The following is a 19,506-nucleotide window of genomic DNA, read 5'->3' as shown; positions in this document are numbered from 1 at the left end:
TATCTCGAACTCCCCTTCCCCTCCTGACCGAACATGAACTTCCTTTTTGACTGGAGCACGCTCGGTGTCGCAGAGAAGATATTCACGGCCATCGGCAGCGTCGCCATCGTGTTGATCCTGCTGCAATCGTTGATGTCCCTGGTGGGTGGTGAGGTGGATCATGACTACGATATCAGCGACATGGACGGGCACGCCGGGCACTCCTGGGGTCTGCTCTCCATTCGTGGCCTCTTCGGTTACATGCTTGGCTTGGGTTGGGGCGGCATCATCGCTCTGCGGTATGGATTTGGCGTCTTCGCCGCCACCCTGCTGGGGAGCGCCTTGGGCGTAGCCATCGGATTGCTACTGGGTCTGCTCATGAGAGCCATGCACTCCCTCCGAAGTGAAGGCACATTGAACCTGGAAAACGCCATCGGGCAGTCTGGCACCGTCTATCAGCGCATTCCGGCGGGCAGAGGCGGGATTGGCAAGATTCAGATCCTGGTACAGGGCCGCCTGCAGACTCTGGAGGCATGCACAGATGCTCCTGCCGACATCTCCCCGCAGCGCCAGGTAAAGGTGGTGCAGGTGGTCTCAGGAAACACCCTCCTGGTAGAGCAAGTCTGACCCCATGCCCACCATGAGCTTCCCTGGCCGCGCGGCCTCATCCCGTCGGGACTTTCTGCGAGCCGGCGTGGGGACTTTGGCAGCACTCCATTCAGGGCTGGCACCAGCTCTCGCACCCGTGCGTGCCAGCCACACCCGAGCACCCGCAGAGACGGCGCACGCAGAGATCTGGCGACGATTTGTCACGGCGGATCATGGGACGATCCTTCACTATGCCGGGCTGAATGGTGAAGTCGTCCTTCCCACTCCAGAAGACTGCCAAGCCGCGCGACCCAATGGCATGAGCTGGTCCACGCCCATTGAGGACGGCCCCTTCTTCGGCGGCCTCTACCTGGCCGCCCTCTGCCAGCGCTGGCAGGTGCTCAAGACTCCCGAGTCTGCCATGGCGGCCCGGCGTATTGCCGGTGGTTTGGTCAAATTGGCCAAGGTCAGCACGACTCCAGGTTTCATCGCACGTGGGCTGGCTTCGGATGGCCGCAGCCACTACCCGGCAAGTTCTGAAGACCAGTTCTTCCCATGGCTCTACGGGCTCTGGCACTTCGTGAAGTCAGACCTCCCCACCGAGACCGAGAAACGGGAGGTTCAGTCCCTCATCGAAAAGCATGTCCTCGCGGTGGAGGAGTATCAGTGGCGCATCCCGTGTGATCCGCCAGCGTTTGGATTTCGCGGCGATTTCCTCCGCCCCAAGGCCACCGATGCCGCCCGCCTGCTCTTCATTCATCGCATCATGCATGCCCTGACGGGCCAGGAACGGTGGCTGAGTCGATACCATGAACTGGCACAGGAAAAGGTCGGGCAAGTGCCGCGCTCCAGGCTGGAGTGGTGCGCCGCCGGCCTCACTCTCGATCCACCGGAAGTGCGGGAGTCGTTCCTCTGGACGTCCAGCATGTCTCAGGCAGCCCTTCGTACCCTCTGGAAAATGGAGGACGACCCCGTGTGGAAAAGGACCTACCAGCAAGGTCTTTCGGCCACCGCCCGCGCTGCGGTGCCACATCTGGCCAGACGATACAAGTACCGCCGAGACGACAACAGTAGGTTTGACGTTGACTGGCGTTTCCTGAACCAGCACTGGAAGGCACAACCGGATTGTGACGCCGCCATCCAGCTCGCCCGCACCCAGTTGCCCAAGTGGGCCGAGCACAATCCCCGCAGCCCCTGGGAAGACGATTGCATGCGAGAGCCGCTCTTTGCCGCCTGGATGATCACCCTGAGTGCAGATGATGACGTCCTCGCGGAAACCCGCTCTCGCGTGGAGGACCTCCTCAACGCCTACGAATGGAGCGGCTTGTACACAAGCCTGTTCTTCATCGCCGTTGCGGTGCACTACCAGGCCGAACTGCACCCTTTTGACTGACCGAATGACACTACCGAACCGCCCCCCTGAATCCGTCGTCAAACGATTGGGTTGCCCCCTTCACTTCAAGATCTCCGGGCAGAAGGGTCCGAAGGTGCTCTTCATCCAAGGCACAGGCTTGCACGGCGACGGTTGGCTACCTCAGGTGGAGGCCCTATCGGAGGATCATCAATGCCTCACCTTTGACAATCGCGGCATGGGCAAGAGCCAACCCATCGGGCAGGCGGAGATCAGCGTCCCCCAGATGGCGATGGATGCCAAGACCATCCTGGATCACGTCGGGTGGGAGCGCGCCCACGTGGTGGGCCACTCGTTGGGAGGGTTGGTGGCCCTGCAACTTGCCCTGACCGAGCGCACGCGAGTGGCCAGCCTGGGCCTGCTCTGCACTTTTGCGGACGGGCGTGTCGCGGCTGGTATGACGTGGCCGAAACTTTGGCTCGGGCTGCGCTCCTATGTGGGCAGCCGGGAGATGCGGCGGCGGGCGTTTTTGCAGATGGTCATGCCTCCTGAACACCTCCGGGGCATCACGGACTTGAACGCCCTCGCCGTCAGTCTGGCACCGCTCTTTGGTCACGACCTCGCCGATCACCCTCCCGTGGAGATGAAACAACTGCGCGCGATGGGCGGCTGCAATCTCACGCAGCGCCTTCCGGAACTTGGAGGCATTCCCACGATGGTCGTGACGGCCGCGCACGATCTCATCGCAGGCACAACGCCTGGCGAGACGATCAGCCGCAACATCCCCGGAGCCACTCATCACACCCTGCCTGACGCAGCGCACGGGGCAACAATCCAGAGTGCGGAACAGATCAACCGCTGGCTGCGGGAATTCTGGACCACCGCCTAATGGAACTCAAGAGACCCCTGAAGGTTCCACCCCAATCGCTGGCCGCCTTCCCAGCATTGGCACCTCCGCCTCCAGGGAGAGATTGGGATTGAAGTAGGGATCCACCGCCCTCTCAAGCCGCCACCGTTGCACGATCGCCGCAAACTGCTTCGCCTCAGCCGCCCGCCGCGCCCGGACCCTGCGGTCGCACGCGGTTTGAGTTGACTGGAACACGAGGGGGGCAAAGGGGGTGCACAACTGACGCAATCCCGCAGCGCGCAACCGCAAGCAGAGATCCAGATCGGCATGCATATCAGGAAGCGCAACCTCGTCAAACCCACCCGCTTCCTCGAACCGATATTTCATCACGGTCAGACAGTCTCCCGTCACCGCAGTGACCTCGCGAACCAGGTCAGGACGGCCGCCAATGGTATTCGCATCTGGCAGCCAGTTGCGGAACAGGTACCCCGTGGACCCGTTCATTCCCAACACGATTCCTCCGTGCTGAATGGTGCCTAGAAGGTCGCGCAGCTGCCCTCCCACCGCCCCCACACCGGCGCGGCACGCCTGGCTGCAGAGCTCTCTAAGCCAATCTGGCGAAGACGGGCGCAGCCCGGGATGGAGGAAAACCAAGACACTCCCCCGGGACTCACGGGCCGCGAGATTGTTCAGCTTGGACCAGCAGTTGACTCCCGGTGCTTCGACGATCCGCACCTTGGACCGCGACAAGAGCCACGCACGCAGTTCCAGCTCACCAGATGATCGATCCCCACCGCTGTCCGCCACGAGGATTTCGTAGTTGGCATAGCTTGTGTTTCGTTCGATCATGTCCACGGCATCATGGAGCTCCTCGAAGGGTGCGAGGTTTGAGACAATGATGCTCACCAGTGGCGGAGTCTCGGGAAGAGGCCAGTGCAAACGCCAGCCATCGGGAGGGCCTGGCAGTTCCTCCATGCGAACGCCCGGGTGATGAAGTTCAAGATGCTCCGCAACCGCCCTCCTGCCTGCGTCCCGGGCATAGGGCTTGGCTTCCATGCTGGACGCTGTGGATTGCGGCAGGATACGCCAGTGATAGAGCACACGGGGGATGTGGACCACCGCCCCCTGCGGGACCCGTGCCACCACTCTCAAGGCCAGATCCCAATCCTGACTTCCCTCGAACCCCGGTCGGAAACCACCCAGCTCACGCAGCAAGGAGGTCCGGTAAGCTCCCATGTGGCTGACACAATTCTCCCCAAGCAGCAGGTCGTAGTTCCATCCAGATTTGAAGTAAGGACCGGAACGGATGCCGCTCTCATCGATCTTGTCTTCGTCCGAGAAGATCATCATCACTTCCGGCTGCTGGACGATGCGCTCCGCCACGTGATGAAGCGCATCGGGGGCCAATTCATCGTCATGATCCATCAACACGGTAAAGACACCGCGACAGCTCTCAAGGGCCGAGTTGGAGGCGTTGCAGATGTGCCCGCTTCTCAAGCGCCACGTGATGCGGATCCGCGAATCCCGTGCAGCATACTTGCGCAAGGTCCGGCGCACGTGCCTGGACTGGGAGCCATCGTCCGCGATGCACAACTCCCAGTTTGAGTAAGTCTGCCCCAGCACCGAATCGATGGCTCGCTCCAGCCATTTGACAGGGGTATTGTAAGTGGGCATGAGGACAGACAACACAGGGCGGTCCGCCTGCTCGGCCTGCGTCGTCCGCATCGTCCGCAATTCGCACACGGAAGGATCGTGCTCCTGCCGTGCCCACATCTCGTATTCACTGAGGCACTCAGGCCGGCACACCCACGCTTTCAACGGCCACCAAGGTGACAACCAGATCCGGCAGACCGTGAACTCCCGCCAGCGACGGGTGGATTCTTCCTTGAACTCAAGCCGGAACTCATTCCAGCCCAACTGAAGCCGCACGATCACGGCGAAGCCACTGTCCAGGGAAAAAGGATGCTTGGGATAGCGGTGCCAGACGTCATGCCGACGGTGCTTGCGGCGCGCCACATACAATTGCCCTCCCCGACGGGCGCGAAGTCCGCAAATCCCACTTTCCTGAGGCGGCACAAACCATCCTCCAATCGTCAATCGCGATGACAATGCCTCGACCACGTAGCCGCCACCGTCCATCTCCGACGCGAGCTTTTCAGAGGCTCTTCGTTGACGAATAGGATCGAACTGCACCTCGTGGAGCAAGGAGCAAGCAGTATCATCCATGCGCTGGGCAGCCCCAGCGGCTTCCTGTAGCAGTGATTTCAATCAGATTTCCCGGTAGGGGTTTGGACACCGAGTCAACTGCGCAGAGCGGTCAAAGGCTTGGCACGATCATAGACCTCCACTTCGGTCTTTCGCAGAATGAAGATGCCTTCGATCCCATTCTTCATGTAGCACTCAATCTCATAGGAAAGATCGAACTCTGAACGAAGATCATTCATGAGTCTCACCATTCCGGCTTGATCCCAAACGTGAAAGTGAATGTCCAGATGGGGCAGATCTCTCACCGAGGTTTCGGAGTCAAGCTTTCCCAACGCCAACTCGGACACCAGAGTGTGGTAGTCAACGTAGTGCTTATAGCGGTTGGGGAGCGGCCCCGAGCGATGCTCTTCAACGATATGCTCGTAAGGGGTTAAAGACCGGCGGTAATCGAAGGTGTAGCGCTTGTCCGGCAGAGCAATGAAGAGGATCCCTTCTGGCTTGAGGACCCGGTAAAAGTTCTTAAGAACCCGCACAAAATCCTCGCAGTGCTCCAGCATGTGATTGGCGATGACGAACCCCAGGCTCCCGTCAGGAATCTGATCCAGCGTTTCGCCATTCATGATAAGATCGACGTCCACCATCTGCGTGGGATCGAGCTCGGGGTGCCTGCGGATGCTTTCCTCTTTGGACTTGTAGTCGGCATAGATGACTTTCACATCTGGCGGCACCACAACGGGGCAGTGCATGGCCCCGATTTCCAGGCCCTCCCCTTTCAAATACCTGGCAGCAAGCAGGCGACGAGCCTCAATCAAGGCTGCCATGGAGTGATCGAGCGGCAGAGTCGCGCCTCCCAACTTCTTCAGGGTATCCGTAAGCTCCTTGTTACGAGCCCTCAGTCCTTCTCTGTCGCTTCGGGCTTCATCCCGCTGTTTGCGGAGTTCGAGACATCGAGCATCACGTTCATGAAGTCTTTTGCGAGTGCGGCCAAACATGGGAGGGGTTCGAGTAAATTAGGTGAAGCCACGGAGCAATTCGCGATGCAAGCGGCGCAAGTCGCGAACCGGTCTGCCCTTGGCAACTCACCTCAATCGAATCCCCTCCCCTTTCGGCGGTATAGATTCTCCATTTTCGATCGCGGATATTAATGGCACTCCACAACTGGATTCCACCCCCTTACAGTGACACCTCACTTCCTGAACATGAAGTACACAGCCCCGCACATGCACAGAGCGGCCCATAAGAAATCCCATTTCAAAGGCTGCTTCATGTAAAACAGAGCAAAAGGGACGAACACCGACAGAGTGATCACCTCCTGGAGAATTTTGAGCTGAGGCAGGCTGAACTCGGAACTTCCGATCCGGTTGGCGGGAACTTGCAACAGATACTCGAATAGGGCAATCCCCCAACTGAGCAGGGCAGCAACGATCCAAGGCTTGGACTTCATGTCCTTCAAGTGGGCGTACCACGCGAAGGTCATGAAGATATTCGAAGTGGCGAGCAGGAGAACGGTCTTCCAGGCGGTAGGGGTCATAGCGAATCGATGGGGGGCAAATAAAGGTATAAGTCAGTCACAAACGACGTTTTTGTCCCTTGACTAACCATAAGAATTCCCCCTATTTGTCATCGAAAACATCCCAGTCAAACCATGCGGAAATTTGCGCCTTTAGGAAAAATCGTGCTCACCGGAATTCTGGCCCTCTGCAGTTCGGCCTGTACGGAACACAAACGGCTCGCAAGTGAGACCGTCATTTTGCGCCAAAAGGTCGACGAAGAGGAGCGAAAATATAAGGATCTCACCGAAGAGTATCGGATTCTTTCGGAAAACCTTAATGCCTTGAAGGCCGACCCAGCCCTAAAACCTTCCGGCAAATCTTCCCCAGAAGATCGCGCAAGAAAGATGCAGCTCGAAATCGAGTCTCTTGGCAACCAGAAGGCTGACGCGGAGAAGGCTCTGGCATTCTTGAAAGAAGATTTTGAGAGCTACAAGAAGGCCAATTGAGGGGTCCCTAACACACAGATTTCAGCTACTATTCATATGGAAAATCGCGTCGTAGGCATGCTTGCCGCATTCTTGTTCATCGTCCTGTTCGCAGTCGGCGTGAGCTACTTTTTCGAGATCGACTCCAGGCGTTCGGAGTTCAACCAGGCAAAGAGCTTGCTCGAATCCAATCAAGCCGGGATTGTGAACAAACAGGCCCAAATCGACGCTCTGCGCGTTCAATATGACGCGGCCCGCGTGGTCGTGGAACGCAACTCAAGCCTCAGTGACACCAAGTCCAAGCTCACCCGTGAGATTGCTGAACTCAAAGCCGAAAGGGAAAAGCTGATCGTCGATTTTGCTGCGCAGGTGACCAAGGTGCGTAGCGCCACAGAGGGTGCCGAACTGGGAGTCATCACCCTTGCCACGGGTCAGGGCCTGCAGGGCGCCAAGGTCCAAAAAGTGGGCGAGGAAGATGTGACGCTGACGCACACATTGGGCGTGACCAAGGTCGCCCCAGAAAACCTGCCCCCCGACCTTCAACAAAAGTTCCGCTATGGCAAGGTGCCCTTCACCCTGCTGAAGCCCGGTGCGGAGCCTACTCCAGTCGTTGCTGCCCCCGCCGCGGGCACTGCTCCTTCTGCAACGTCCACCCTCGCGAAAGCCAATAAGATCCAGATGGAGATCGACCAGAAGCAGAACCAGATCAACCAGCTTGAGCAAGTTCGTCGCCAGTGGTTGGATAAGGCGGGCCAGATGAGGAACCAAGCTTCCACCGCCCAATCCAACGGCCGTCCAAGCTACACTTTCAACGCCCAAGCTGCACAGTGTGAGCAAAATGCAAATCAGGCCTCCCAGCAATCACTGGCGCTCAAAAACGAGATCGCCCGCCTCCAGGCTGACTTGGCCAACGCTGCCGTTGGAAAGTAGCCCACTCCCTTTCTGAGAAGCCTCGCCGGAGATTCCCGGCGAGGCTTTTTTTGTTTCCAGAAAAAGCTGTTCGCAAGGGAGTTTCTGGAAGATCGGCATTTGCGGGAAGTATTAATTTTGCATGAAGAAGGCTCCGTCGCTTCTCACTCGCCGGTCTTTGTTGACTGGAGTCGTCGCCAGCGCTACCGCCCCACTTTTCGTCCCATCCCGCGTTCTCGGGCTGGGAGGAGCGGTCTCACCGTCCAATCAGATCTCCCTGGGAGTCATCGGCGTGGGTCGCCAGGGCCAGGTGGATATGCAGGCATTCATGAACCATGACGACGTGCGGGTCACGGCGCTTTGTGACGTGAATGAGCGCAATCTGGCCGCCGCCAGGGGCATCCTGGCTCAGAAGTACGGTGGTGCCCATGTGAGATCCTTCGCGGACTTCCGGGAGCTCAATCTGGACATCTCGGTGGACGCCGTCCTGATGGCGCTACCCGTCCACTGGCACAGCATCCCCTCCACTGATGCCATCTTGAAGGGAAAGCACATCTACCACGAAAAGCCGATGGCGTTGTCCTTCGCTGAATCGCGTCACGTGCGCGAAGCTGTCCGTCGCAGCCGGGTGACTTTCCAGTTCGGCACCCAGCAGCGCAGCGACCTCAAGTTCCGTTGGGCTTGCGAACTCGTTCGGAACGGCCGAATCGGCAAACTGCAGGAGATTCAGGTGGGTGTGGAAGGTGGGATCCAGACGGAAGTCTTTCCCGTCCAGAAGATCCCAACGCACATCCAGTGGGACCAGTGGATGGGACCTGCTCCGGAGTCCCACTTCAGCAGCAAGAAACTGGACCGCCGCTACCACGAGAACATCACCGACTTCTCCCTGGGAATGATCTCATGCTGGGGCATTCACCACCTGGACATCGCCCAGTGGGGCAACGGCACGGATGAGACGGGACCCGTGAGCGTCGAAGGTCAGGGCACCTATCCGGCCAGCGGCACCTGCAATGCGGTGCAAACCTGGAAGGTCCGGTATGAGTACGCCAACGCCGCCCCCATCACCTTTGCCAGCGAAGGCGAGGAGATCACTCACGGCATCAAGTTCATCGGCGATGCCGGGTGGATCCAGGTCAAGCGGGGAAAGATTTGGGCCTCAGACGAAAAGCTGCTGCTTGATCCGCAGAACAAAGAAGGCGTAATGCCGGTCAAGCTGCCGGTGAGCACCGACCACACGCGCAATTTCCTCGATGCCATCAAATCCCGGTCGACTCCGATCTGCGGCGTCGAGACCGCCGTCCGGTCTGACACCCTTTGCCAACTCGCCTCCATCGCCCTTCGCAACCGGAGAAAACTGGCATGGGATCCGGTGAGCGAGAGCTTTGGCACCGACACCAAGGCCGCACGGCTCCTGGAAGCGCGCCCGTTCCGGGGCGACTGGAAATTGCCAGCGCTCAGCTAGCGATCCGCCCTAGCCTCCGGGGCGCCTGCGATTCGCGAGCCGCTTGGCGGGCCAGAGCAGCTCCAGACAGCCATCATCGGCGCGATGACGCACCCCTTTGGCCGTGGGTAGCCCAGTTTCAGGTTTAAACACGAGGCCGTCCCCGGTTTCCCCTTTCATCACGGGGGAAGGCATGACAGGCTTGCCTCCGCTTTTGGAGACGGCAGCGGCTTTCGTCGCCTCGCTTTCCTCGGGCGTCCAGACTTCCCAGTCCGGCGGCACCCCAGGGAGCTCTTCAAAGAATCGGCGTCGCACGTCGCGGGTCTTTTCACTCAGCAATTCATGCATGCCGAGCTGGCAACCTTCGCAGATCATGAGGCTGTCGATCAGACTCGTCTCCCGGCACAAGGCCGTGATGATGTAGTCCTTCATGGGCGTCTCCACCTTGGACTTCCCGCAAAAGGCGCATTCTCCCGTACCATGAACCTCCCGAAGATTCTCCTCCTGATGGCGTAGCATGTTAATCTTGGACTCTTCGGAAAACTCCTCCAACAGCGAGTCCCGGCAGGGAGAGCAGAAGCAATACTCGAAGACGCACTCGCCGTTCCGGTAGGCCTTGTTGATCTGGTAGTTGTCGAAGATGCTCAACAACTCTCCACACCGGGAGCAGTTCTGGAACGGGCGCTCCTCGTACTCAGAATGAAATTCCCGGGGGATCGGTTTTTCCGATTCCGGCTCGGGTTCGTCGTCAAGGTCTGGATCGTGTTCCGGCATCGGGCGTAGGGCGATCCTTTAAGGCAACTATTAGTATGCCACAAAGGCAATGCTTGAATCGTAGAAAAGTAGAAAATGTTGCCTCATTTTCCGCCGTTGTTGTCTTAGATTGATATTCTTTTGTCCCGATGCTGAACTTCGCCCTCTTCAAAACCTCCTCAGCCAGAGCCAATTCCCCCGAATTTCTCCGGAAGATCGTGCTGGCAGGCCTCGCGGGGGCGCTTCTCACAGCACCTGCTATCGCATCCGACCAGGACTGGCAACTGGGGCGAGGCGATGCCGCCATGCGCGGCCAGTCCCCTACCGCGCTGCATTTCCCCCTGGAATTGGCCTGGACGGCGGAGCTGGGGAACAAGGCTCGGAGGGAAGGCGTCATCGCCACCCCGGTCGTGCGTGATGGGAAGATGTATGTCGGTTCCCAGAGCGGCAACTTCGCCTGTCTCGACCTCGCAACGGGCAAGGAAGTCTGGAAGGTCAAAAAGGAAAGTTTCTTTGAAGGCAACGCCGGTTTTGCCGGCCCTCTGGTGATCGTCGGCTGCGGAGATGCCTTTGTGTATGCCTTTGAAGCCGCGACGGGCAAAGAGGTGTGGAAGTTTGAAACCGACGGTGAGGTCCACGCCGGAGTCAACCACTGGACGGGGCCAGATGGCAAGTTGCGCGTCCTGATTGGCAGCTATGACAACCGCCTGTACTGCCTGGATGCCGCCACCGGCCAAAAGCAATGGGACTACGAAACCACGAACTACGTGAACGGTGCCGTGGCCATCTTCGAGAATCAGGTGGTTTTCGGTGGATGTGACGGGGTGCTGTACGTCCTGGACATCGCGACCGGCAAGGAAGTGAAAAAGATCGAGGTGGGTGCCTACATCGGCAACAACGTCGCCGCAGACAAAGGAATGGCCTACGTCGCCCACTACGGAAATCGGGTCTCTGCCTTCTCCTTTGGGGATGGAGCCAAGCTCTGGGAGTTTGGCGAGCGCGAGTTCCCCTACTATGCTGCCCCCGCCGTGAATGATGCCTGGGTGGTGGCGGGTGGACGCGACAAGCGTATCTATGGTCTCGACCGTGCCAAAGGTGAGGCAAAGTGGCAATTCCGTACCCGGGGCGACGTGGACAGCTCCCCAGTCATTTGCGCTGGCGTCCATGTCATCGCCGGTAGCAATGACGGCTATTTTTACGCTCTCGACCTGTCCAAAGGCGAAGAAGTCTGGCGGTATGAGGTCGGTGCTCCTGTCAAAACGGCTCCGGCCGTGGCGGGTGACTATGTCTTAATTGGAGCGGATGACGGGAACGTCTACTGCTTCAAGAACGGCAAAGCCACCCCCAAGTAAGCTCCCCTCGCCCGCCTGCCCCGGCCGTTGATTTCTTTCGTTACCCTTTTCCCCTTCCATGTCTTCTGTCACAGAACCCGCCAGCGACGCCGCCAAGGCCAAGCACCATGCCACGGAGGCTGGCAACTACTTCGTTGCCAACTACCCTCCCTTTTCCTTCTGGCAGAAGGAGCAGGTCTTTGCCGTCGAGAAGGTGCTCGACAGTCCCGCACCGCATGAGATCCCTCTGGGGGTCTACTTCCACATCCCCTTCTGCCGGAAGCGCTGCCACTTCTGCTACTTCCGCGTTTACACGGACAAGAATGCTTCCGAGATCCGGAAATACATCCACGCGGGCATGGAGGAGTTCGCCCGCTACGCGGCCCGCCCCTATCTTCAGGGACGTAAGCCTCAGTTCGTTTACTTTGGCGGAGGCACCCCGTCCTACCTCTCCGTGCCGCAGCTTCAGGAGCTGACCAACCGCATGAAGGACCTCATGCCTTGGGATCAGGCTGAGGAAGTGGCCTTTGAAGCGGAACCTGGGACGCTCAACGAGAAGAAGCTTGAAGCCATTCGCGAGATCGGAGTGACGCGTCTCAGTCTGGGAGTGGAGCACTTTGACGACCACATCCTGGAGTCAAACGGTCGCGCTCACCGCAGCGGAGAGATTGATCGCGCCTACCGCTTTGCCCGGGGACTAGGCTTCGAGCACATCAATATCGATCTCATCGCCGGGATGATGAATGACACCGAGGAGCTCTGGCGAGCCGCCGTGGCCAAGGCCGTGGAGATGCAGCCAGACTGCGTCACCATCTATCAAATGGAAGTGCCGTATAACACCGGCATCTACAAGCAGATGCAGACGGATGGCAAGGTCACAGCCCCTGTCGCTGACTGGGAGACCAAACGGGCCTGGGTCAACTACGCCTTCGAAGAGTTCGTCAAAACGGGCTACACGGTCACCAGCGCCTACACGGTGGTGAAGAACCCCGACACGATCAAGTTCGTCTACCGGGACTCTCTCTGGGAAGGGGCAGACCTCCTCCCAATCGGTGTGGCTTCATTCGGCCATCTGGGCGGCATCCATCTCCAGAATCAGGCGGACATCGCCCCCTACATTGAGACGATCGAGCGCGGTGATAGCGCCATCTTCCGCGCTTACGCCACCAGCCCCGACGAGCGTTTCATCCGGGAGTTCATCCTGAAGCTCAAGCTCGGCAGCGTGAAGCCCAGCTACTACCAGACCAAGTTCGGCGAGGATGTACTCACCCGGTTCGCCCCTCAACTGGGCTGGATGCAGGATGAAGGCTTCGCCGTGCTGGCACCAGACGAGATCCGCCTCACCCGGGATGGCTTGCTACAGGTGGACCGCCTGCTGCATGAGTTCTTCCTGCCGCACCATCGGAGCGCCCGCTACACCTAGAAGCCGCCATCCCATCCAGATCAGACCTGTGCGTTTCTTGCGAAACCTGTCATGACTCAAGTCCTGGAAGCCCAACCTCAAACCGGGGCGATGCCCACTGACATCCTGGCCCCGCTCCGGTTCTTTTACGGCCTGGGAAGCGAAAGCCCCCGGGTGACGTTCATCGAACCTGAGTCCATGCCAGAGCCCGAACGCTGGCTCCTCGTGCATGCCACCGACATGACGCCCCGCCTGGCGGAGTTTCACCATGACATTATCGCCCTGGATGTGCATGCGCGCTCCCGCCTCGGAAACTACCTAGTGCGCGCCTCTGTACTGAAGCGTCAGTCCGACGACGTCCCCGTCGAGTTTGGTGCCATTGGCATCCATCTGGATGGGTTCGATGATCACGCCCGGCAACTCGTGCTTGAGGGGCAAATTCCGCTCGGGGGCATTCTTCAGCAAGAGCAAGTGCCCCACACCAGCCACCCGAGCGGTTACTTCCGCATCGAGATCGACCACCGGCTGGCCACCCTGCTGGGAGCCAAGGAGGGCCAGACCCTCTTCGGTCGTTGCAATGATTTGCGGCACACCAATGGCGCCTGTCTGGCGGAGGTGGTGGAGGTGCTGCCCGGCGCAGAGCGCCCTGTTGCTGGGAACTGAGGCCCTCCCGCCAACCTTGGCAGGAAGCCAAACCCTTGAGGGCCAGCCCCATCAACGGGGCTTTTGGTCCGTGGCATTGTCACCGTCGCGGACTGGCATCATTTGCCTTTCCCGCAAACCCCGCTAGGCTTCGCGTCCACCATTTTCAGCCCGATGAGCGACAAGAAAAAAGAAAAAGACGCCCCCAATCCCTACAAAGAGACCCTGCACCTGCCGGTGACGGAGTTTCCCATGAGGGCGAGTCTCACCGAACGGGAGCCCCAGCGGCTCGCCAAATGGGAGGCGCAAGGTCTTTATCAACAGATCCAGGAGAAGCGTCGCGGCTCCAGGAAGTTCATCCTTCATGACGGTCCTCCGTTCGCCAACGGCGATGTGCACATGGGCACCGCCTTGAACAAGATCCTCAAGGACCTGGTGGTGAAGTCTAAGACCATGCTGGGCTGGCACGCTCCCTTTGTGCCGGGCTGGGACTGTCACGGTCTGCCGATCGAGTTCCGTGTGGTCAAGGAAAGCACGGGCCTTACGCCGGTGGAGATCCGGCGACGCTCGGAGGAGTACGCTCGCAAGTACATCGACATCCAGCGCAACAGCTTCAAGCGGCTCGGCGTCTTTGGCGACTGGGAGAACCCCTACCTCACGCTGGATCCCGGCTATGAAGCCGACATCATCCGGGTCTTCGCCAAGCTGGTGGAGCAGGATCTCGTCTATCGCATGAAGCGGCCCGTGCTCTGGAGCTACGGTGCTGGTACTGCGCTTGCGGAAGCTGAGGTGGAGTACAAGGACAAGGTCTCCCCCGCCATCTACGTGGCCTTCAACCTGGCCCCGACCAATTTGCCCGTCGCCCTGGAAGGGGCCAGCCTGGTAATCTGGACGACGACGCCCTGGACGCTGCCTGCGAACCTCGGCATCGCCCTGCATCCGGACTTTGACTACGTGGTCGGCGAGTTCACCAACCCTGAGAACGTGGCTGCCCGTTTTGTCGTTGCGAAGTCACTGCTAAACGAATTCGCCAGCAAGACTGGGTTCAGTCTGGTCACGGAACTTGCGCAGATGAAGGGCCGCGAGTTCGTGGGCCTGGAGGCCCAGCACCCGTTCTTACCTCGCACCTCCAAGGTCATCAATGGCCTCTTCGTCACCGCTGACACCGGGACGGGTCAGGTACACATCGCCCCAGGGCATGGTGCAGACGACTACCAGGCCGGCCGTGAAAACGGCATGGAGATCCTCTCTCCGGTGGATGGCCGCGGCCACTACACGGCGGAAGTGGGCCTGCCTGACCTCGTGGGCAAGCACGTCTTCCAGGCCAACGAGCCCATCATCGCCCTTCTGACCGAGAAAGGCGCCCTGCTGGCCCGCGAAAGCTACGCCCACCAGTATCCCCATTGCTGGCGCTCCAAGACTCCGATCATCTTCCGTGCCGTGGAGCAGTACTTCATCCGCGTGGAGCAGATCCGTGGCAAGGCACTGGAGGAAATCGACCGCGTCAAATGGCTGCCGGCCTGGGGCCGCAACCGCATCCACGGCACCGTGGAGTCCCGTCCTGACTGGTGTATCAGCCGCCAGCGCACCTGGGGCGTACCGCTGCCCGTGTTTTACCACGCGGACGGCACCCCTGTGGTCAGCGCCGAGGTGGCCCGGAAAGTCGCGGACATCATCGAGCAGGTGGGCACCAATGCCTGGTTTGAGAAGACCGACGCAGAGTGGGCCGAGCTCGTGGGGCTTCCCGAAGGCACGGTCAAAGGAAACGACACGCTCGACGTCTGGATCGACTCCGGTTGCAGCCACGTGGCCGTGATGGATCGCCATCCCGAGCTGCACTCCCCAGCCGACCTCTACATCGAGGCCACCGACCAGCATCGCGGCTGGTTCCAGAGCTCCCTCATGCTTAGCGTGGTCGCCCGTGGGGCAGCACCGTACAAGAGTGTCATCACCCACGGGTTCGTGGTGGATACGAGCGGGAAAAAGGTCTCCAAGAGCGACCAGGGCAACGACAAGAATGCCAAGCCCATGACCGCAGATCACTTCTACAACAAGTACGGGGCCGACCTCGTGCGCTTGTGGGTGAGTTCTGTGGACTACCAGAATGAGGTCCCCTTCTCTGAAGAGCTCTTCCAGCAGGCGTCGGAAAGCTACCGTCGCCTTCGCAACACCCTCCGTGTGTTGCTGGGTAATCTGGACGGATTCGACGCTGAAAAAGACGCGGCGGATCCCGACCAGTTCACGCTCGTGGACCGCTGGATCCTGAGCCAGCTCGAGAACTTGAAACAGGAATGCCGCGAGGCGTATGACGCTTACGACTTCCGCAAGGTCTTCGTCCTGATCAACCAGTTCTGCGCCGTCGATCTCAGCGCCCTGTATGTGGACATCACCAAGGACCGTCTGTACTGCGATGCCACGAGCGGTCTGCGCCGCCGTGCCACCCAGACGGCCATCCACCGCATCACGGATGCCCTCTGCCGCCTGCTCGCCCCCATCCTTTCCTTCACGGCGGATGAAGCCTGGGAATACCTGGGCCATCAGACCAGCGTGCACCTGGAAGATTTCCCGGAACTCGATCCCTCCTACGTCAACCCAGAGGCGACCGCAGCAGTCCAGGAGCTTCTCAAAGTGCGCGCCGTCATCCAGCAGGCCATTGAAAAGGCCCGCCAGGAGAAGCGCATCGGCTCCAATCTTGAAGCCACGGTGGAGCTCACCCTGCCTGAGTCCGGCTTCCAGCACCCCGTGTTTGAGGCCCTCCCAACCTTGGAGGAGTTCTTCATTCTCTCGGTACTCACGATCAAGCGGACGGACGTCACCGAACCCTCGGCCGTCGTTCTGGAGTCCCCCCACCAGAAATGCGCCCGCTGCTGGAAGCACCTCCCCGCGGTCGGCCATCAACCCCACGCGGACCTGTGCGACCGTTGCGATGAGGCCGTGGCCTAATCCCGGTCCCCTGTAGATTCCTGACCCCCTCCCTTCTTCAGCATGCTCCGTCTCCTGCTCCTTCTGAGCCTCCCTCTGTACATCGTCGATCAACTCACCAAGGCGTGGGTGGTGCGGAACTTCGAACTTCGCGGTCCCGGCCGCGAGGTCATCGAAGGGTTCTTCACCCTCCACTACATCGACAACACAGGGGTCGCCTTTGGGAGCTTCAATGGGGGCGAGTACTCGAACTACATTTTCGGAGGCATCGCTCTCGTAGCGCTCGGCTTCTTCATCTGGGCCTATCGGAAGGGGTTCTTCCCGGGGATTCTGAATCGTGTTGCGATCGCCCTGATCGTGGCTGGGGTATGCGGAAATTTCACCGACCGCCTCATGTATCATCACGTCGTGGACTTCCTCTCGTTCGACCTCCATTTGCCCTTTGCGAGTCCGTGGCCGTCCTTCAACGTGGCGGACTCCTGCGTGGTCATCGCCGCCCTCCTGCTGGCGAGCGGCGTGTTCCGCGCGGATCCCGCGGAGCAGGCCAAAGAGGCTGCCAAGTAACGCTGCTAACGCGGGCAATCCCGCGTGTCTTTCTCGACACATTCCTCCATCCCTTGTAGGATGGAGGAATGCAAGATTCCACGCTGCCTGCCTCATTGCTGGCCGAAGTAGCACCCATCCTCGATCTTGAGGCGCTGGTGCAGCATGAGGATGACAACGGAGTCTCCTGGGACCTGATGTTCAACGAAGAACTCCTCGTGGAAGCCTTCTTGGACAAGTCGGGGGACAAGTTAGTGCTGACGACTCATGTGGGCACACCCACGGACGAACGCGCCAGCCAGCTTCACAAGCTCCTGCTCCAGTACAACTACCTCTGGAGAGATACTTCCGGCACACGCATGGCGCTGGAGCCACCAGAGGGAAATGTCATCATGATGTACGACCTCGCCCTTGCCGGGCTGGACGGGGTGGAGTTGCGCAATGTCCTGCAGAACTTCGCTGCCGCTGCAAAAGCATGGGCACTCCTGATCGCCGGATCTCAGACATCGGATGATGCCGCACCTCTCGAAGGCAGCGATGATACTCCGTTTGATCCTGCCCTCTTTATCCGCGTCTAGATGACGGGGGGCAACTCAGGAAACAACTTTCGCTATCGCCAACACAGCTCAACCCAGGAACCGGGAGGACATCTTCACCGCTTCTTCCAGAACTGAGAGATACTCCTCCCTCGCGATCTCACGCCCGCCGAACATGGCCAGGTGCGCAGTAGTCCACTGTGTGTCGTGCAGGAGGAACTGTTTTTCCTTCAGCCAGTCCATCAGCCAGACCAGTGCGGCCTTGGACCCTCCGGAACGCCGGCTGAACATGGACTCTCCAAAAAAGGCTCCGCCAATGGCCACGCCATAAAGGCCACCGATGAGTTCCTCATTTTCCCAGGCTTCCACAGAGTGGGCATACCCCAGCTTGTGCAGCAGTTCATAGCTGTGGATGATCTCTTTGGAGATCCAGGTTTCCCGGCGCTGACCGCAGCCGCGCAACACCTCGCCGAAGGCCGTGTTCACCCGCACTTCGATCTTCCGCTTCTTCAACTCCGCCCGGACGCTTCTGGGCACATGATATTCCCTGATGGGCAAAACTCCGCGTGGATCGGGCGAAAACCAGGAGAGACGACCGTTCTCCATGCCCATGGGAAAAATCCCATTGCAGTACGCACTGATGAGAAGTCGGGGCTCTAACGCAGACACAGAAGGTTCAGTGGATATCCACATCCACTATTCATCGAAAACGCGTTTTCGCGCAACTATCAGGACGCCTGTTCCGCATGAGAATTTCTCTTTCATCACTCCGCGTACGGCTTAAGGTCCGGCATCTCAATCACCCGCCATGCGCAAAGGTCTCTACCCTGGCAGCTTCGACCCCATTACCAACGGCCATCTGGACGTCCTCCAGCGAGCAGCCCGCCTTTTTGATGAGATGGTGGTTGCCGTCGCCAGGGATAACCAGAAACAATCCCTGTTCAGCATGGATGAGCGGGTGGCCATGATCGAAGAGGCAGCCCGGGCCAGTGGACTCACCAACGTGAGCGTACGCCCCTTCGAAGGGCTGCTGGTGGAGTTCGCCGCCCGGGAGGGAGCTTGTGCCGTCCTCCGTGGTCTTCGCGCCGTCTCTGACTTTGAGTTTGAGTTCCAGATGGCCCTGATGAACCGGAAACTGGATAATCGGGTGGAGACGCTCTTCCTCACTCCCCAAGAGGAATTGACCTACATCAGCTCCCGCATCGTCAAGGAAATCGCCCGGCTGGGAGGAGACATCAGAGCCTTCGTCCCCGCCCATGTCGCAGAGGCCCTAAAACGCAAGCTCGGCAACGCCCGCCCCGACCCTGCCAGCGTAACTTCTTGAAAAGGAAAACTTTGCTATGAACCTCAAAATCGACCCCCGCGGTATCCCATCCGAAGGCCTGCACGTGGAAGGCCAGCTTCCCGTGACCATCTTCGCTCTGTCTGAGGATGATCCTGCCCGTCCCGTCAGTCCGCTCCAGTATCAGCTGACCGTCCTGCGCGACGAGAACGACATCATTGTGCACGGTCATCTGGCGGCCACTTTTGAGCTGACTTGTGGTCGCTGTGCGGACCGATTCCAGACCCGCGTGGAACTTCAGACCTACGGATTGGACGTAGAGATTGAAAATGAAGATCCAATCGACTTGACAATTTACCTAAGAGAGGACATCCTGCTGGCCCTTCCGACCTACCCTCGCTGTGAAACCGGCAACGTTACACCTCGAGAATGTCCCGCCGAAGGCAAGTTCAGCCCTGAAACGGAGCCCCTTGGCACTGAGCTTGACGAAGCTGCGGACAGAAATGTGTGGGGAACACTCGATCAACTGAACAACACTAAACGCAACTGAATCATGGCCGTCCCGAAGCGCAGACAATCGAAGAGCCGTCAAAAGATGCGCCGTGGCGCAAACCGCTGGCGTGCCCCCAAACTTAAGTCCTGCTCCTCCTGCGGAGCGGCTGTTCCCTCCCACGTGGCCTGCCCTTCCTGCGGCTACTACGGCGACCGCCAGGTGCTTGACGTGGACGCGGGCTAAGCCTCGGGCTTACCCAACTCCTGACATACAGCTTCGATCCCTGCAGCGCCTTGCGTTGCGG

General features: G+C 59.4%; 20 protein-coding genes. 15 read left to right on the top strand and 5 right to left on the bottom strand.

Features of this window, described 5'->3' with window-relative positions:
* Window positions 1–33 precede the first annotated feature (33 nt).
* Genes BV106_RS22055 through BV106_RS22045 form a run of 3 tightly spaced genes read left to right on the top strand, consistent with a single transcriptional unit; the run spans window position 34 to window position 2,807 of the window.
* Window positions 34–606 carry a hypothetical protein gene (locus tag BV106_RS22055; RefSeq protein ID WP_038168296.1) on the top strand — a complete coding sequence of 191 codons (573 nt, stop codon included), beginning with the start codon at window positions 34–36 and terminating at the stop codon, window positions 604–606.
* Window positions 607–619: 13 nt separating this feature from the next.
* Entirely contained in the window at window positions 620–1,960 is a 1,341-nt protein-coding gene (locus BV106_RS22050) for a hypothetical protein (RefSeq protein WP_063767982.1), read from the top strand.
* Between the two features lie 4 nt (window positions 1,961–1,964).
* Window positions 1,965–2,807: an alpha/beta hydrolase gene (locus tag BV106_RS22045; protein WP_051946177.1), complete on the top strand. Its 843-nt coding sequence runs from the start codon at window positions 1,965–1,967 to the stop codon at window positions 2,805–2,807.
* A 6-nt stretch (window positions 2,808–2,813) separates the two neighbouring features.
* Here the strand turns inward: BV106_RS22045 and BV106_RS22040 are convergent, their stop codons facing one another.
* From BV106_RS22040 to BV106_RS22030, 3 genes are all read right to left on the bottom strand, one after another.
* Window positions 2,814–5,033, bottom strand: coding sequence for a glycosyltransferase (locus tag BV106_RS22040; RefSeq protein ID WP_265595943.1), 2,220 nt, complete (start codon window positions 5,031–5,033; stop codon window positions 2,814–2,816).
* Between the two features lie 32 nt (window positions 5,034–5,065).
* Window positions 5,066–5,791 (bottom strand): methyltransferase domain-containing protein, encoded by a 726-nt coding sequence (locus BV106_RS22035; protein ID WP_063767981.1) that lies wholly within the window; start codon window positions 5,789–5,791, stop codon window positions 5,066–5,068.
* A 365-nt stretch (window positions 5,792–6,156) separates the two neighbouring features.
* Entirely contained in the window at window positions 6,157–6,501 is a 345-nt protein-coding gene (locus BV106_RS22030) for a DMT family protein (RefSeq protein ID WP_038168294.1), read from the bottom strand.
* 114 nt (window positions 6,502–6,615) lie between these two features.
* Here BV106_RS22030 and BV106_RS22025 point away from each other — a divergent pair, with 114 nt between their 5' ends.
* The 3 genes from BV106_RS22025 to BV106_RS22015 all read left to right on the top strand — a co-directional run bounded on the left by BV106_RS22025 (window position 6,616) and on the right by BV106_RS22015 (window position 9,319).
* Complete coding sequence (locus tag BV106_RS22025; protein ID WP_038168292.1) at window positions 6,616–6,969, top strand: hypothetical protein; 354 nt, start codon at window positions 6,616–6,618, stop codon at window positions 6,967–6,969.
* A 57-nt stretch (window positions 6,970–7,026) separates the two neighbouring features.
* Window positions 7,027–7,878: a hypothetical protein gene (locus BV106_RS22020; protein WP_265595942.1), complete on the top strand. Its 852-nt coding sequence runs from the start codon at window positions 7,027–7,029 to the stop codon at window positions 7,876–7,878.
* A 121-nt stretch (window positions 7,879–7,999) separates the two neighbouring features.
* A complete protein-coding gene (locus BV106_RS22015) occupies window positions 8,000–9,319 on the top strand; it encodes a Gfo/Idh/MocA family oxidoreductase (protein ID WP_051946174.1) in 1,320 nt (439 codons plus the stop codon).
* Between the two features lie 9 nt (window positions 9,320–9,328).
* Here BV106_RS22015 and BV106_RS22010 read toward each other — a convergent pair whose 3' ends face one another.
* Window positions 9,329–10,072 (bottom strand): hypothetical protein, encoded by a 744-nt coding sequence (locus BV106_RS22010; RefSeq protein WP_038168288.1) that lies wholly within the window; start codon window positions 10,070–10,072, stop codon window positions 9,329–9,331.
* A gap of 128 nt (window positions 10,073–10,200) precedes the next feature.
* Here BV106_RS22010 and BV106_RS22005 point away from each other — a divergent pair, with 128 nt between their 5' ends.
* The 6 genes from BV106_RS22005 to BV106_RS21980 all read left to right on the top strand — a co-directional run bounded on the left by BV106_RS22005 (window position 10,201) and on the right by BV106_RS21980 (window position 17,469).
* On the top strand, window positions 10,201–11,403 hold the full coding sequence (locus BV106_RS22005) for a PQQ-binding-like beta-propeller repeat protein (protein WP_051946173.1): 1,203 nt from the start codon (window positions 10,201–10,203) through the stop codon (window positions 11,401–11,403).
* Between the two features lie 58 nt (window positions 11,404–11,461).
* Window positions 11,462–12,805, top strand: a complete 1,344-nt coding sequence (locus tag BV106_RS22000) for a coproporphyrinogen-III oxidase family protein (RefSeq protein ID WP_038168286.1) — start codon at window positions 11,462–11,464, stop codon at window positions 12,803–12,805.
* A 51-nt stretch (window positions 12,806–12,856) separates the two neighbouring features.
* On the top strand, window positions 12,857–13,447 hold the full coding sequence (locus BV106_RS21995; protein ID WP_038168284.1) for a hypothetical protein: 591 nt from the start codon (window positions 12,857–12,859) through the stop codon (window positions 13,445–13,447).
* A gap of 153 nt (window positions 13,448–13,600) precedes the next feature.
* Window positions 13,601–16,369 carry an isoleucine--tRNA ligase gene (ileS, locus tag BV106_RS21990; protein ID WP_051946172.1) on the top strand — a complete coding sequence of 923 codons (2,769 nt, stop codon included), beginning with the start codon at window positions 13,601–13,603 and terminating at the stop codon, window positions 16,367–16,369.
* A 42-nt stretch (window positions 16,370–16,411) separates the two neighbouring features.
* Window positions 16,412–16,912, top strand: coding sequence for a signal peptidase II (lspA, locus tag BV106_RS21985; protein WP_051946171.1), 501 nt, complete (start codon window positions 16,412–16,414; stop codon window positions 16,910–16,912).
* 68 nt (window positions 16,913–16,980) lie between these two features.
* The gene (locus BV106_RS21980) at window positions 16,981–17,469 is read left to right on the top strand and encodes a type III secretion system chaperone (RefSeq protein ID WP_038168283.1); all 489 of its coding nucleotides are present in this window, start codon (window positions 16,981–16,983) and stop codon (window positions 17,467–17,469) included.
* A 48-nt stretch (window positions 17,470–17,517) separates the two neighbouring features.
* Here the strand turns inward: BV106_RS21980 and aat are convergent, their stop codons facing one another.
* The gene (gene aat / locus BV106_RS21975; RefSeq protein ID WP_063767975.1) at window positions 17,518–18,120 is read right to left on the bottom strand and encodes a leucyl/phenylalanyl-tRNA--protein transferase; all 603 of its coding nucleotides are present in this window, start codon (window positions 18,118–18,120) and stop codon (window positions 17,518–17,520) included.
* 115 nt (window positions 18,121–18,235) lie between these two features.
* On the opposite strand from aat, the gene coaD reads away from it, so the two are divergent.
* From coaD to rpmF, 3 genes are read left to right on the top strand one after another with little or no spacing between them, the layout of a single operon-like run.
* The gene (gene coaD, locus BV106_RS21970) at window positions 18,236–18,751 is read left to right on the top strand and encodes a pantetheine-phosphate adenylyltransferase (protein ID WP_038168281.1); all 516 of its coding nucleotides are present in this window, start codon (window positions 18,236–18,238) and stop codon (window positions 18,749–18,751) included.
* A gap of 16 nt (window positions 18,752–18,767) precedes the next feature.
* On the top strand, window positions 18,768–19,259 hold the full coding sequence (locus BV106_RS21965) for a hypothetical protein (RefSeq protein ID WP_038168279.1): 492 nt from the start codon (window positions 18,768–18,770) through the stop codon (window positions 19,257–19,259).
* A gap of 3 nt (window positions 19,260–19,262) precedes the next feature.
* Window positions 19,263–19,445, top strand: a complete 183-nt coding sequence (gene rpmF, locus BV106_RS37530; protein ID WP_050028419.1) for a 50S ribosomal protein L32 — start codon at window positions 19,263–19,265, stop codon at window positions 19,443–19,445.
* Window positions 19,446–19,506 lie beyond the last annotated feature (61 nt).

The sequence above is a fragment of the Verrucomicrobium sp. BvORR106 genome (assembly GCF_000739655.1).
Classification (GTDB): Bacteria; Verrucomicrobiota; Verrucomicrobiia; order Verrucomicrobiales; family Verrucomicrobiaceae; genus Verrucomicrobium.
This window is presented reverse-complemented; position numbering and strand designations above follow the sequence as displayed.

Coding starts and splice junctions, on each gene's coding strand:
- BV106_RS22055 (WP_038168296.1), top strand. CDS start 34: ATGAACTTCCTTTTTGACTGGAGCACGCTCGGTGTCGCAGAGAAGATA.
- BV106_RS22050 (WP_063767982.1), top strand. CDS start 620: ATGAGCTTCCCTGGCCGCGCGGCCTCATCCCGTCGGGACTTTCTGCGA.
- BV106_RS22045 (WP_051946177.1), top strand. CDS start 1,965: ATGACACTACCGAACCGCCCCCCTGAATCCGTCGTCAAACGATTGGGT.
- BV106_RS22035 (WP_063767981.1), bottom strand. CDS start 5,791: ATGGCAGCCTTGATTGAGGCTCGTCGCCTGCTTGCTGCCAGGTATTTG.
- BV106_RS22030 (WP_038168294.1), bottom strand. CDS start 6,501: ATGACCCCTACCGCCTGGAAGACCGTTCTCCTGCTCGCCACTTCGAAT.
- BV106_RS22025 (WP_038168292.1), top strand. CDS start 6,616: ATGCGGAAATTTGCGCCTTTAGGAAAAATCGTGCTCACCGGAATTCTG.
- BV106_RS22020 (WP_265595942.1), top strand. CDS start 7,027: ATGCTTGCCGCATTCTTGTTCATCGTCCTGTTCGCAGTCGGCGTGAGC.
- BV106_RS22015 (WP_051946174.1), top strand. CDS start 8,000: ATGAAGAAGGCTCCGTCGCTTCTCACTCGCCGGTCTTTGTTGACTGGA.
- BV106_RS22010 (WP_038168288.1), bottom strand. CDS start 10,072: ATGCCGGAACACGATCCAGACCTTGACGACGAACCCGAGCCGGAATCG.
- BV106_RS22005 (WP_051946173.1), top strand. CDS start 10,201: ATGCTGAACTTCGCCCTCTTCAAAACCTCCTCAGCCAGAGCCAATTCC.
- BV106_RS22000 (WP_038168286.1), top strand. CDS start 11,462: ATGTCTTCTGTCACAGAACCCGCCAGCGACGCCGCCAAGGCCAAGCAC.
- BV106_RS21995 (WP_038168284.1), top strand. CDS start 12,857: ATGACTCAAGTCCTGGAAGCCCAACCTCAAACCGGGGCGATGCCCACT.
- ileS (WP_051946172.1), top strand. CDS start 13,601: ATGAGCGACAAGAAAAAAGAAAAAGACGCCCCCAATCCCTACAAAGAG.
- lspA (WP_051946171.1), top strand. CDS start 16,412: ATGCTCCGTCTCCTGCTCCTTCTGAGCCTCCCTCTGTACATCGTCGAT.
- BV106_RS21980 (WP_038168283.1), top strand. CDS start 16,981: ATGCAAGATTCCACGCTGCCTGCCTCATTGCTGGCCGAAGTAGCACCC.
- aat (WP_063767975.1), bottom strand. CDS start 18,120: ATGTGGATATCCACTGAACCTTCTGTGTCTGCGTTAGAGCCCCGACTT.
- coaD (WP_038168281.1), top strand. CDS start 18,236: ATGCGCAAAGGTCTCTACCCTGGCAGCTTCGACCCCATTACCAACGGC.
- BV106_RS21965 (WP_038168279.1), top strand. CDS start 18,768: ATGAACCTCAAAATCGACCCCCGCGGTATCCCATCCGAAGGCCTGCAC.
- rpmF (WP_050028419.1), top strand. CDS start 19,263: ATGGCCGTCCCGAAGCGCAGACAATCGAAGAGCCGTCAAAAGATGCGC.